General features: G+C 38.7%; 8 protein-coding genes. All 8 read right to left on the bottom strand.

The genetic code is table 11. From position 1 onward, the window contains the following. Positions 1-5 precede the first annotated feature (5 nt). The 8 genes from CJ739_RS14795 to CJ739_RS14760 all read right to left on the bottom strand — a co-directional run bounded on the left by CJ739_RS14795 (position 6) and on the right by CJ739_RS14760 (position 13350). Positions 6-470 carry a DUF4402 domain-containing protein gene (locus tag CJ739_RS14795; RefSeq protein WP_117176675.1) on the bottom strand — a complete coding sequence of 155 codons (465 nt, stop codon included), beginning with the start codon at positions 468-470 and terminating at the stop codon, positions 6-8. Positions 471-486: 16 nt separating this feature from the next. Further along, positions 487-1341 carry a fimbrial biogenesis chaperone gene (locus tag CJ739_RS14790; protein ID WP_117176673.1) on the bottom strand — a complete coding sequence of 285 codons (855 nt, stop codon included), beginning with the start codon at positions 1339-1341 and terminating at the stop codon, positions 487-489. An 82-nt stretch (positions 1342-1423) separates the two neighbouring features. Beyond that, entirely contained in the window at positions 1424-1948 is a 525-nt protein-coding gene (locus CJ739_RS14785; protein WP_117176671.1) for a DUF4402 domain-containing protein, read from the bottom strand. Between the two features lie 1059 nt (positions 1949-3007). After that, the gene (locus CJ739_RS14780; RefSeq protein WP_117176669.1) at positions 3008-5530 is read right to left on the bottom strand and encodes a glycoside hydrolase family 31 protein; all 2523 of its coding nucleotides are present in this window, start codon (positions 5528-5530) and stop codon (positions 3008-3010) included. A gap of 256 nt (positions 5531-5786) precedes the next feature. Continuing rightward, positions 5787-7097: an alpha-L-fucosidase gene (locus tag CJ739_RS14775; RefSeq protein WP_117176667.1), complete on the bottom strand. Its 1311-nt coding sequence runs from the start codon at positions 7095-7097 to the stop codon at positions 5787-5789. A 180-nt stretch (positions 7098-7277) separates the two neighbouring features. Next, entirely contained in the window at positions 7278-8774 is a 1497-nt protein-coding gene (locus CJ739_RS14770; protein WP_117176665.1) for a RagB/SusD family nutrient uptake outer membrane protein, read from the bottom strand. Between the two features lie 33 nt (positions 8775-8807). Beyond that, on the bottom strand, positions 8808-12083 hold the full coding sequence (locus tag CJ739_RS14765; protein ID WP_117176663.1) for a SusC/RagA family TonB-linked outer membrane protein: 3276 nt from the start codon (positions 12081-12083) through the stop codon (positions 8808-8810). A 97-nt stretch (positions 12084-12180) separates the two neighbouring features. Next, complete coding sequence (locus CJ739_RS14760; protein WP_162880226.1) at positions 12181-13350, bottom strand: FecR family protein; 1170 nt, start codon at positions 13348-13350, stop codon at positions 12181-12183. Between the last annotated feature and the right edge of the window lie 120 nt (positions 13351-13470).

Raw genomic sequence — 13470 nt, 5'->3', positions numbered from 1 at the left:
GACACCTATTCACTGTTTGGACTTACGGTTATTGATATATTTCCTTGAAACTCTCCGGGAGAGAAAACTCCAGAGTTTACTTGTATGGTTCCACCTATCCTTACCTGTACAGGCTTTCCTGCCTGAATGGTGTAGGTGTCTGCAATAGTAGAAACCGAAGCCATCATCATTGTTGTGCCTTCTGAATTAATTAATGACTCCCGGGACACTTCTATTATAATATTTATAGGGGCGGGGTTGTCGGTAGAGATCGTGAATATAGCCGGATAATATTCAGAATTCAATAACTGGATCGTTCCGGAGGAGGATCTCATACCGGAATTGGTAACGGTTACAGTTCCGCCGGTACCTGCCACAATAAAATCCCCAAATTCCAGGGCTTGCTCTGGATAGATATAAAAATTCTGGGCCGACAGATTTGCGGCAATTAAGAAAAGTAAACCAAGAAAAATAGTTTTCAATGGTTTCATGGTTTTTTTTTAAAATTTATAATTTCAGAACTTTTTCTGCAATCAAGTTTTTTTGCCTTCCCTGGAAGAGATACCGTACAATTAATTCTCCCCCCTTATTATAATCCACATCTTCAGAATTATTGAGTTCTATTTTTGCTTTTCTTAGATGTCCCGGAGAATAGACTGCAAATCCTTGAATTTCTCCTACTATTTTTTCAACCCCCTGAGGGGATTTATACATTACTTTAATATCTCCATAACATGAGAAATCACCATTCCGATAGAATGAAAGATTTAAAATAGGTAAGTCATTTATTTTTTCGAAAGATAAATTTGAAATGGAAACCTCGACATTCGATTCCCCAATACTAATAACATTTGCAATACTAATTCCATATACGGGCACGAGATTTACCTTGAATTCATCAGTTTTTTGTTCCAAAATTTTTTCGGCTTCCTCTATTTTCGGTACTCCCCTGAAATAGAGATGGGAGCGGTATTCTCCATACTGGAGATCGGAAGTTTTAATCAATTGTACCTTCAGTACTTGAGATTCTTCCGGAGCAAGAGTTATAACACTTGGATAGAACCTTAAAAAAGGGGAGGCAAATCTCTGTTTGTCTCCTGGTTCTTGCACTTTTACAAAACTACCGTCTTCCTTCATTGAATAATTAATATAAGATATCCGGTAGGTCACAGTATCATTACTGATATTATGTAGATTAAGAATTTTTACCCGATCCCTGGTGTTTTGAAATTCCAATCGTTTTGGAAAAATCATGAGATCTCCCTGAGCAACCACGTCCTTTGAAAATCCAAATAAAAAAACAAGAAGTGCTATTGACCTTAATAAAAATGGAAATAAATAAAAGGCTGGGAAATAATACATTGAATTATAAAGATTATTAATTATAAAAAATGGGTGCCACAGGACTCCCTGTGACACCCATGATTAGTAAAGTTACTTAAGTTTAGTTATAATTTACGGTAACATCAAACCCAGTTGCATTAGTATAAGTTCCAGCTGTCTCCCCTGCATCAACATTTAATGTCGCACCAACGTTCAAAGTCTGGCTTCCTGCAGTCAACGCACCTGTTCCAGTTGGAGTGCTTGTAAAAGCATTAACTGCCATCGTTGAAGCGGGAATAGTAGTGTGTGTAACGGTGTAATCAGTAGTAGGCAAAGTGATAGCATACGTATAAGTTCCTTCTCCCGATACTGTAAAAGAAGCTGCCGATACTGTACCGGCTGTGGCAGGTAAGGTCACACCTCCGGTTGTTGATGTACCTCCTTCTGGTGTCATTACTACAGTACCAGCTGTAGCAGCTGAAACAGCAACATTTCCAAAGTTCATGTCGTCAACCTTTACAATAGATATTGGTGTAACGATTGTACCTGTAGCAATTGCTGAACCAGTAGCCTGCGCACTGGCGCTCATTGAAAAGCCGATTAGCGCGGCCACAATTAAAAATGTAAGTGTAAAGTTTTTTTTCATGGTAAATGATTTAAATTGTTAATAAAAGGTTAAATAAACTTGAGGGAGGTGGTTGGGTGGGTGGGTGACAAATGTAGTGAATAATAATTCATAAAGTCGATATAAATTTTGTTAAAACCGATTAAAAACATTTATAGACAGTTTATTACTACGTTTTCGGACTTCATATTCACCATGTAGTATTGAATTAACTTTGGGAGTGTTTTTTTATAATTCACTTAAATAAAATATAGTTGTTAAACCAAATTCATTAGTGAAGGTTTGCCCTAGTCTCAGACTTAATCACTGCACACCGAATTGCACGCCTTTTATATGATTTCAATTGCTTTTATTTGATATCAAACAAAATGGCTAAAAACAAAAAAAAAAAAAAAACACTGATAATCATACAATTAACAGTGTTTTAACAGGTGCTATTTCTAGGTTCGTCGGGGTAGCACAGAACTAATGAGAGAAAAAAAAGGAAAGTCACATGAGTTTCTTTCTTTGATTTCCAACTTTATAAAGATTCTCTATTTTTATAATTTTATAACTGTTTCAGTTCCGTTTAATCCCATATAAGGGACAACTTGTTTTAAAATGCGTTTGGGAATCGCAGTGTAAACGAACGAATTGAACACTTCAAAACACATCACTTCAGGATCAAGATCAATTGTTGAGTTTATTTTGGCTAGAAGGATTGGTACCAAAAACAAACAATAACAATCAACATAACGGCTGTTCCATGGCTCAAATTATTTAACTTGAATTTCATATTATAAAATTTATTTGTTAATAGTCATATATGATATCGTCTTTTATTTATCGGTGTTTACTTATATAAACTTGTTATTTGCAACGATTTCATGTGTTTATATTTATTGTTTTTCAATGGTTATGCTTCGACAAGTTTTGAACATCCAAATAATCATTTCCATGTGTGATTAAAAATCAATCATGGATGCTTCATATCTCTTTTTTTGATGGATTGGTACCATCACTGGTTGAACTGCACTTTTTAACATTCCAACATTGATCAATAGGGCTAACACTGGTGTTCTTCCTGAATAGTGATTAATTTTAGAATTCGTAATAAATCTCCTTTCCAGAATAGCTAAAAACCTTTTCTAATTGTTTTGATCCGTTGTGCAAAACAACTCGAAATGAACGCTCTTTTCCCATGCCAGAGAACTTTCCTTTTCTTTTCCCAATGATAAAAGCTCTTTTCTCATTATCCCAAACTAGTTCTATAGTAGAAAAAGCACCTTTCTCGTAATTATAATTATTGCCTTCATCTTCATATAAGGTAAAACTTGTGTTTTTTCCTGGGTAAACAGCTATCTCCAGTACTTTTCCAGCTAATTCACCTGTGTGTTGTATTTCTGGTCCCATAGGCACAATAGAGCCTTGGCGTACAAACAGGGGTATTTTATCTATAGGGGCATTCGCTTTTATAGTCTGTCCGCCTTTGTAAATCGTGCCTGTCCAGAAATCAACCCAGTTAGTCCCTTTCGGCAGGTAAACCTCCCGTTGCTTTTCTATCCCGTTAAGGGCAACAGATCCCTTATCATAATACATAGGAACAGTAACGGGACAAACCAAAAAGGCCGGGCCAAACATGAACTCGTCCTTAATATCCAGTATAAGGGGATCGTCTGGAAAATCAAACGCAAGCAAACGGGTCATCGTATAATGTTCCCGGGTTACCTTACCCGCAAGGGAATAGGTGTAAGGTAATAATTGATACCTTAACTTAATCATCTTTAATAAACTCTCATAAAACGGTTCGCCAGGTTTCCCAAAATTCCATATCTCTCGTGGGGTATCTGTACCGTGACTACGGAAAATCGGCAGGAAAACGGCGTACTGGAACATTCTTGTATAGAACTCACGGTAACCTAAATCGTCCACGCCTTCGTTAAAATCCCCATTCCAGAACCATTGGGAGCCCTTTTTAACAAAAAAAGCACCTATATCTACCGTCCAATACGGAAAGCCTGCCGCCATTAAATTCAACCCTGAAGGGATCTGTTGTGCAAAAGATTTCCATGAAGCATGAGTGTCCCCATTCCAAACAATGGTAGAATAGCGTTGCTGTCCCGCATAACCCGAACGGGTTAGGTTGACTACCCGCTTTTGGTCGGTGGTTGCTCGCTGGTTTTCATAGAGCCCTTTGGAATGGTAAAGCGAGTAAAGGTTGCTGCGTTCTGCCCCCAAAACTTCGTTAAGGCCTGCCAAGTTGCTTTCCCATCGTTCACGGTGGTTGTCCCATCCGTAGCCTTCTCTCATTTTTTTCCAGTCAGCATCGCGGGGCTCTGTACAATCACACCACCAAGCATCAAAACCATTCTTAAAAAATTCATTATTGGCATATTCCCAATAACATTGTCTCGCTGAAGGATTAAAAGCATCATAAATAGAAAATTTCCGCATAAATCCCTTTTTTTCAAGTTCGTCGGCCTGTGGGTTGTTGCTCAGGATAGGCCAAATGGAAATCATTAACTTTGCATTCATGGCATGGATAGAATCTGCCAGTTTTGCTGGGTCAGGGTAATATTTAGGATCCATTTTCATATACCCCCATCCTTGGGGCCAATAATTCCAATCCTGTACAATCACATCTAAAGGTACTTGGCGTTTGCGGTATTCGGACACTACATTAATAAGCTCTTCGGAACTTTTATACCGTTCTTTGGATTGGATATAACCAAATATATATCGTGGCATCATAGGACTTTGCCCTGTTAGGAAGCGATATTGCCCTATCACTTCATCCATAGTATGCCCCTTCATAAAATAATAATCGATCTGATTTGCCGCCTCTAATTCTATAAAACTGTTTTCCTCTTTATCTCTGTATTGCATACCGCATCCTGCATCAAACAACAGACCGTAACCTGCGGTGGAATTTAAAACAGGAATGACAACTTTTAAATTATGTTGGATTAAATAAAGCTCTTTTCCCCTTAAATTCATGTAATCTTCCATGTGCGAGCCTAATCCATAAATAGCTTCATCATCAGACCACTGAAAATGGTTACGGTACTTCCAACTATGACCAATGGTATCCCTGCGCAACACATCCATCACTTCTTTCTCTCCATCTGCCGTCTTTACCATACGTTTAGTACTTTCATCATAAGTGACCTTTTCAGTATAGACCCGCTCTCCTTCACGTGGATTGATGCTTCTTTCACTTAATAACAACTCATTGTTTCCTGCATTTCGATATTCAATAGAATAGGTATTCAAATCAACCTGAACGGTGAGGCTATCTGATATTAACGACAATTTGTCTCCTTTTTGCCTCGTTTTGAACCGTATTTTCTTTTCCAGCTCCTCAACTCGGACAATAGTCCCGTTTCCCTGAAAATCATCATCCTTCGTGTATTGTACGCGTACAATATCTGATGTAATAAATTCTATACGCAGCTTACCTTGCACCGTTTGAAAATCAACACCATTCTTTAATACGATAAATTTTTCATCGTTCCGTTCTTGGGCTTTACCAAGCAGAACTGTCAAGAAGATACAACTTCCAAGAAACAATCGGCTAAACCATTTACTGCTACTAGTCAATTTGTAAATTTTATATAATCTCATGTCTCGATTTGATGAATTGATTTTTTTTTTACACTCTTAAGTAAAAGTAAATTATATCTGAAAAATAGAGACCATTTTATAAGAGGAAAGTAACGATAGTTAATAATGTAACTATCACCCACTCTACTTTCTCTTAATCAATTATTGAAATAAAAGCCTACATTAAACTACTTTTTAACAACAAGATCACTAGTTTCGTTCTCAATATTCTCTTCAGCTGTTTTATTCTTGGAATGAGCCTTACTTTTGAAGGTATCTATTTTAACTCCAGTTCAACTATGGTATCAATGTCGTCTAATTTGTCTTTTGGAATTCTGATGGTAACACCGTCTTTATTTTTCAGAAATTTAACGGGAGATTTGTCTGCAAAAAATTTCGCAGATTTGATTTTCTTTTTCAATGCAGGAAGCTCCAACGATTCTTCTGACCAGTTTAGAATGTGAACGTACACCTTGTTCCCTTTCTGGGTCGTGACACCCCATTCGTGAGCCGTTATGGGACCTCCTTGAGTTTCATAAATGGTTTCCCCATTTGCCTTAAGCCAATCACCTACTTGTTTTAACAATGTTACGTGATCTGGTTGAATCTTACCGTTGGGCATGGGTCCTACGTTAAGGAGGAAATTAGCATTGTATCCAGCCGCTTTCACAAGATACTGTATCAATTGTTTTGGAGTCTTGTTTTTATCATCCTTTAAATTGAACCCCCAAGAGTGGTTAATGGTCTCGCAGGTCTCAATCGGTAGTTCACCGACTTTGGAACCGGCCGAAAAACCTGCGGTATTGTGACCGGGAAGATCCTTCTCGAACATTTGGAAATCTTCACCAGAAATCGGAGCCTGATGATGGTTACTACCAACCATTGTGCCCGGTTGAAGGCTATGGATCAAGGAATAGGTCTTTTCCAAACGCCAGTCGGCATCTTTCTTATCCCACATACCATCGAACCAAATACCGGCAACGTCCCCATAATTGGTGAGCAGTTCAGTCAGTTGGGCATCCATATAGTCCAGATATTTGTTAAAATCACCTTGCTCGGGTCTTCCAGACCAATCGCCACCTGTTTTTCCTTGCGGAAAATAATCGGGATGGTGCCAATCCAGCTGTGAATGGTAGAAGAAAAGTTTCATGCCTTCCTTACGGCATTCCTCAGCCAGCATCTTTAACACGTCCTTTCCGTAAGGTGTTTGTTTTACGATATTGTAGTCCGAAACCTTACTGTCCCACATGGCAAAACCATCGTGGTGCTTACTGGTGATGACGATGTATTTCATGCCTGCATCTTTTGCCATTTGTACCCAAGCCTTAGGCTCATAGCCCGTGGGATTAAAAAAGGATGGCAGTTTTTCATAGGTTTTTACTGGAATTTTTTGTTGGTTCATAACCCATTCACCATCGCCAAGGATACTGTAGACGCCCCAATGTATGAACAGTCCGAACCGAGCGTCCTGAAACCATTCCCTGTTTTTTAGATTTTCGGGTGAGGGTTCATACATGGTCTGTGAATGTCCCATGGAGGTTAAATGGATTACAAAAATGAACAAGAAAAAACGCAGTGTATTTATCATAATTTTTAAAGTTATATTATTAAATTTTGTGAATAAAAACATTAATGAAGGTAGGATCAGGGTTTAATAATTGCTTTGCTATCTTTACTGATAAGATACCCTACAAAATACCAAATTACCTGATCCTTAATACCTAATATCCTAAAACAATTCTATGATTAATGGTTTTTGGAACACTATTTATTTAATTTCTGGCAACGGAGCCCAATAGTAAGTGTGATTCACATCCGATGGTTCACCTAATAATGAGACTTCCGAAATAGCTCTCTGTGAATTCGCTTTAGCTACGGTTTCCGTCCTTATAAGATCAAACCATCTAATACCTACTTCTGCTGCAAATTCCCAACCTCTTTCCATTATCACGGCATCTACAAAATCGGTTTGTGACAGGCCCTGCTCCAAATCTGCTAGCCCAGCCCTTTGCCTTACCTGATTAATGGCATCATAGGTCGTTGCATCGGGACCAGAAGCCATAGCCTGAGCTTCTGCATAGGTAAGCAGAACTTCGGGGTATCGGATAATAAATGTAGTCATACTGCCCCACCAGTTATTAGGTGTATGGGTTGACCAATCATAGCTATAATCATCACGGTATTTTAAGAAAAAAGGATGGGATGCTGCTGTTTCTTGCCATGAAATCACATCGTCGGGATCATTACCCTTGTAATAGGCTTCCTGATAAGTAGCTTCCTTTCTGGGGCCGTCAGGGAAATTATTATAGAAAGTGATCTCCCCATAGCCATCTTCCCAACCGCCTTCTTCGCTTGGGGCAAATGGATTGGGTCCCATCATAGTACCATTTTCCCAGTTCCATTCTGAAACCGTATTATTATAGTAGCAGGCAAACACCGCTTCGCTATTTTCTTTATTATCAATCATCCAAATATCTTCAAAATTAGCTTGCAGTTTATAGCCCCATGTGTCTTTGTTATCAATGACCTCCTTAGCTTTTTGGGCTGCTAACGCATATTTATCGACTTGATTGAGCGGCCATCCAGCCATTGTTAGATAAACATTTGCCAACAAAGCTTTAGCAGAGCCATTAGTAGGAAAAATATCTACTCCGTTCTGATGGGCTTTTCCAGACCAATGATCAGGTAACATGGCTTCTGACTTTTTAAGATCATCAACTATTAGTGCATAGATATCCTCAACTTTGGCATTGGGACGTTCAAGATCAACAATAGCTTCGATGGGCATAGGTACCTCTCCCCAGGTTCTTGTGAGATAGAAATAAGAAATAGCCCTAATAAAATAGGCATGCCCTGCTGCATTGTTCCTTTGCTCTTCAGATGCTTCAGTGGCATTTTCATAATTCGCTATCAGGGTATTGGCTGCTTTTATAGCTCCATAGAAAGAATTCCACCATGCGGTCATTCTCCCATTGGACGAATTAGCATTAAAAACATCAAAATCTGAAAATTCTATTTTATTACCCAATCTCTTTGATGTTAGATCATCGGCTCCATAATACAGGCCTGACACGGTATTAAAAGCACCGTTCAATTTCCATGACAAAGCCGCCTGAGCCAACTCAAGATCATTGGCTGATTGATAAAAGTTTTCGGGAGTAAGACTTGCTTTTGGAGTTTCTTCCAAAAAATCACCAGCACACGCCGTTACCAAAAATATTGGCAACACCATCATTATTCTATAATATTTCTTAAAGATTTTCATATCTGTATAATTTAAATTTTTGACCAAATTTTGTTAAAAGGTAAACTGAGCTCCTATTGTAATTGTTCTCGGGGAAGGATACGCCCCAAGATCTATACCTCCGGATGTATCACTGTCTGAAGGAGTGGACGTAGCCTCAGGATCAAACCCTTTGTACTTGGTAAAGGTTAAAATATTCTGTGCACTGGCATATACCTTTGCTGACAAATACTTTAACACACTTTTGTCTATCTGGTATGACAAGCTTATGTTTTTTAATCTTATATAACTTCCGTCCTGCAAAAACTGTGTAGACTCCACCCAACCTTTATTTGCACTTCCCGGATTCCTCCATGTTGAAGAGGTATTGTCAGGCGACCAATAATTTGCGGCATCATTAAGTGTCATATACTTTACATCACTAGTAGGCACTGCCGTAGCGGCATAGGTGGCGTTAAATATTTTGTTGCCATAGGATCCCTGTAAAAACAAATTCAAACTAAAATTCTTATAATTAAAGTTGTTATTGAAACCTAACTGGTATTTTGGAAGCGCCGATCCGGAAACCACCCTGTCCTCAAAGCCTATAGAACCATTTCCATCTACATCGGTGTACTTGGCATCCCCTGCTTGGTAAATCCCCGTCGCAGTTTGATGAACTCCTTCCCATGGAATCAGATAAAAAGATGACAATGGTCTCCCCACTTCCACGACTTGGACAGCGTTGGTTATTAACCCATTGTTCAATGGTATCTCCAGTCTGGTTTCTTCACCCAAGTTTACTACCTCGTTGCGATTTGTAAAATAGTTTATTGACGAAGACCATGAAAAATTATCACCATCTATGATGGTTCCTTCAACCATAAATTCAAATCCTTTATTATTGACCTCTCCCACATTTTTGAGCAACGTTCCTCCTCCATCATAATTTGGTATTCTGGTGCTGAGCAAGAGGTCGCGGGTATCCTTATTATAGTAATCGGCCGTAATTTTCAAGCGGTCGTTAAGCAAGCTTATATCCAATCCTATATTGGTCTGTGCGGTTGTTTCCCATTGAAGATCGGGATTAGAGGGGTTGCCTGCTGTATAAGCAGGATATAAAGTAGAAGTACCATATGAGTAAGTGGTAGCAGTCAATAACCCCAAGGTGCCATAAGGAGCTACCCCTTGGTTTCCGGTAATACCCCAGCCAGCCCTTAACTTAAGGTTTGAAAAAACATCCAGATTTTTGATAAACTCTTCGTTGGAAAGTTTCCAACCTATCCCAAAAGAAGGAAATGTACTCCACTTGTTGCTGCCTTGAAATTTAGAAGAACCGTCCCTTCTCACCGTAGCGGTGAAAAGGTATTTATCGTTAAGGCCATAGGCTGCTCGTCCGAAATAGGAAAACAATGCCCAGTTACTATAGGTTGAACTTATAGATTGGGAGGTGTTGAGTCCTAGATTATAATACCCATTGGATAACGAGGTCAATCCTGTACCCGATGCATTAAATTGCTGTACTCGATTTGATGTGGTCTCTAGCCCCCCAGTAACGGTAACATCATGCTTATCATATATTCTGTGAAATGTAAGCACATTATTTGTCTGGATGGTATAGTTTTCTTCCGAAGCCTGTCCCGATCCGGGATTTCCTGGGCTTAACCATTCGTTGTTAAGGCTTGCCAATTTTTCTATGTTTGCATTTAACCCAGCACTTGACCTTAGTGTCAACCAATCTGTTATTTTGTATTTGAGGGAGCCGTTAAAAATGCCCACATTGGAAAAACGATTATTCGTGCGCTCCTTTAACATCATATATGGATTGAGCCATATAGGGGACTTGCCCCCACGGTTATAATTGCCGTTTTCATCATATACAGAGGTAGTAGGATCAAAAGTAACTGCAGACATTACCGGATTTCCTTTTCCTCCAATATCTTCGTTGTTAAAGGAATTAAGTCTACTCAAATAAAGATTAAGCCCCACATCCAACCTATCGCTCAATTTAAAATTAAAATTGGTCCTTAAACCATATTTCTTTTGCCCTGTATTTACAAGCAACCCTTCTTGGTCTACATAAAACCCAGAAACAAAGTACTTGGTATGGTCCCCGCCACCGGAGAAAGACAACTGGTGGCTTTGTGTAACCGAGTTTTGAAAGATCAACTTTTGCCAATCGGTCGTTTCCAGTGCATCAGGATTCTCAAAGGTATCGGTACCATCGGTAACATTGGCTATTTGAGCATACGTTGGAGCATCCATCAAATCATAGGTATACATGGGGCTGTTCATGCTCAAAAATGTATTGTATTCAATTTTGGCCTTGCCTATTTTACCTTGTTTTGTGGTAATCAAAACAACACCATTGGCCCCTCTGGAACCATAAATAGCTGTTGCCGAAGCGTCCTTTAAAACCTCCATGGATGCTATATCATTTATATTGATATCTTGAAGACCTATACTTGCGAGGGCTACTCCATCCACTACATACAGGGGATCGTTATTTGCGTTTACGGAATTTGCCCCCCGGATACGGATTTTTACCGCCCCTCCCGGAGCCCCGGAATTGTTTTGTACCGAAACACCGGCGACCCTTCCCTGAAGTGCATCAGAGGCAGAAACAATCGGTTGGTCTTCATAGGATTCACTTGAAAGTGTCGTTACAGACCCCGTAAGATCGGAACGCTTCTGAGTACCATAACCTATGATAACCACTTCATCCAATTCGGCCGCACTTTCCTTGAGTGTAATATTTAATTGTGCCTGCCCGTTAACTTCTATTTCCCTAGTGGCAAAACCCACATAGCTAAAGACCAGAATACCGCCGTCTGTTGAAACGGAAATTTCATAATTGCCGTCAAAATCCGTTGTTGTCCCTACTTTGGTACCTTTAAGCAAAACGGTTACCCCAGGTAAGGGAGATCCCTTTTCGTCTGTTATTGTTCCCCTTACCATAAACTGTGAAGAAAAAGTGACACTTGTCCTTTTCTTGGCAACTACAACAGTATTTTCTGAAAACGTAAAATCAAAATCGGGAACTGATAAGCTTTGTTTTAGAAGGTCATTTGCTTTAATCGTTCCTTTTTTAAGAAATACTTTAGGACTGTTCTTAAACAGATCCTCTTGATAAATAAATTTATATTCTGTCTGTTGCCTGATAAGGTCGAACACTTCATCGACCGTCACTGTTTTATCTTCATCGATAACAATTTCGGCATTTTGGGAGAGTATAACTCCCGGTGAAAAAGCGAACATCGTAGTAAAGCATAAGAATATGAATGTTTTCATGACATACTTCAGGAGTGTTTTTCCGCAGCGGAAAAACCCTTTAATTAGTTTAATTTTCATAAATTTGTTGGTTTAATTGGTTAATTTAATTTGATCAATATTCGAAAAGGGAATAAAGCGCTACTGTGAGAGGTTGTAACTTTATTCCTTTTCTTTTTTATTTAATGGTTATTTTTCTGTTTTTAATTTCATAGGCATTAATAAAATTTGTTTTCTGAATGTTCTTTAAAATCCCTTCCAAATCCTGATCCTTGCCCAATACTCCGTTGAACCGTACTTCTTTAAGGGCAGGATTATCAAACTTCACTTCTACATCATACCATCTGGACAGTACCTTTGCTATTTCCTTTAAAGTCATGCTTTTAAAACTAAAGATGCCTTTTTTCCATGAAATAACGTTGTAGACATTTACACGGGAAATGGTTGTACGCTGATTTACCGGATCGAAATCCAATTGTTGGTTGGGGGTTAGTGTCTTTTTTATATTTGTAGTACTTACAGTAACTTTACCTTCTACTAAGGTGGTATAAATATTGGGTTCGTCCCGGTACGCTTTGAGGTTGAATTCCGTGCCAAGCACTTCAATTTCCTGTCCTTGCGTTAGTACTTTAAAATGGGATCCTTTATGTTCTGTGCTTGGGGAGACTTCAAAATAAGCCTCGCCGTAAAGCAGTTCCACCAAACGATTTTCCCCATCCGTAAACGTTACAGGATATTTTAATCGGGATTCGGAATTCAACCAGACCTTGGTACCATCGGACAGTTGTACAAAAAACTGCCCTCCCCTGGGGATTGTAAGATAATTATAGGTTATTTCCGCAGTGCCCGAATCCGTTTTCGGTTTATAAGTGATTTGCTTTCCGTTACTATGTATATTTTTTGACTGATAAGGAGTTTCTGTGTCCAAATTGACCTCCGAACCATCTCCCAGAGTTAAGATAGCCTTATCTGTACCAGCTTTTATGGTTGTATTTACTATAACAGGAGGATGTGTATTTGCCTGTTTTATATTATTGATTGCCAAATAAGAAAGCGAAAGCAACACAACTATAGACGCTGCCGCAGCATATTTAAACCAAGTCCTACGAAACAACAAAATCTGGGATTTTTTTGACCGATTTTCCAATTTGTCCACTATAATGTTCCATGCTTTTTCCTTATCAATGGTAGCATGCTCGGAAACTTTTTGTTTTAGGGAGTCAAAACGGATGTTTTTTATAAATAGATATTTATCCTTAAACTGCTCCAGCTGCAATTCTTCTACCTTCGTAAGAATCTTAAATTTCTTTTTTATTACAAGTATCGCTATGTGAAACACGTCATTCATTTCTAGGGTATATTTATATACAGAACGACCAACATTAAAAAAGGTACTATTGAATTTTATATTTATTTTAAAATTAATATGAATATTTTGCAAATATGTATAAAAACAGCCTAATTTGGG

It is taken from the genome of Mariniflexile sp. TRM1-10 (genome assembly GCF_003425985.1).
Classification (GTDB): Bacteria; Bacteroidota; Bacteroidia; order Flavobacteriales; family Flavobacteriaceae; genus Mariniflexile.
The sequence above is the reverse complement of the archived record's forward strand: the minus strand, read 5'-3'. Positions and strand labels throughout refer to the sequence as shown.

What these genes read in the sequence shown, in the direction of transcription:
- CJ739_RS14795 (WP_117176675.1), bottom strand. Translation starts at nt 470, where the DNA reads ATGAAACCATTGAAAACTATTTTTCTTGGTTTACTTTTCTTAATTGCC.
- CJ739_RS14790 (WP_117176673.1), bottom strand. Translation starts at nt 1,341, where the DNA reads ATGTATTATTTCCCAGCCTTTTATTTATTTCCATTTTTATTAAGGTCA.
- CJ739_RS14785 (WP_117176671.1), bottom strand. Translation starts at nt 1,948, where the DNA reads ATGAAAAAAAACTTTACACTTACATTTTTAATTGTGGCCGCGCTAATC.
- CJ739_RS14780 (WP_117176669.1), bottom strand. Translation starts at nt 5,530, where the DNA reads ATGAGATTATATAAAATTTACAAATTGACTAGTAGCAGTAAATGGTTT.
- CJ739_RS14775 (WP_117176667.1), bottom strand. Translation starts at nt 7,097, where the DNA reads ATGATAAATACACTGCGTTTTTTCTTGTTCATTTTTGTAATCCATTTA.
- CJ739_RS14770 (WP_117176665.1), bottom strand. Translation starts at nt 8,774, where the DNA reads ATGAAAATCTTTAAGAAATATTATAGAATAATGATGGTGTTGCCAATA.
- CJ739_RS14765 (WP_117176663.1), bottom strand. Translation starts at nt 12,083, where the DNA reads ATGAAAATTAAACTAATTAAAGGGTTTTTCCGCTGCGGAAAAACACTC.
- CJ739_RS14760 (WP_162880226.1), bottom strand. Translation starts at nt 13,350, where the DNA reads ATGAATGACGTGTTTCACATAGCGATACTTGTAATAAAAAAGAAATTT.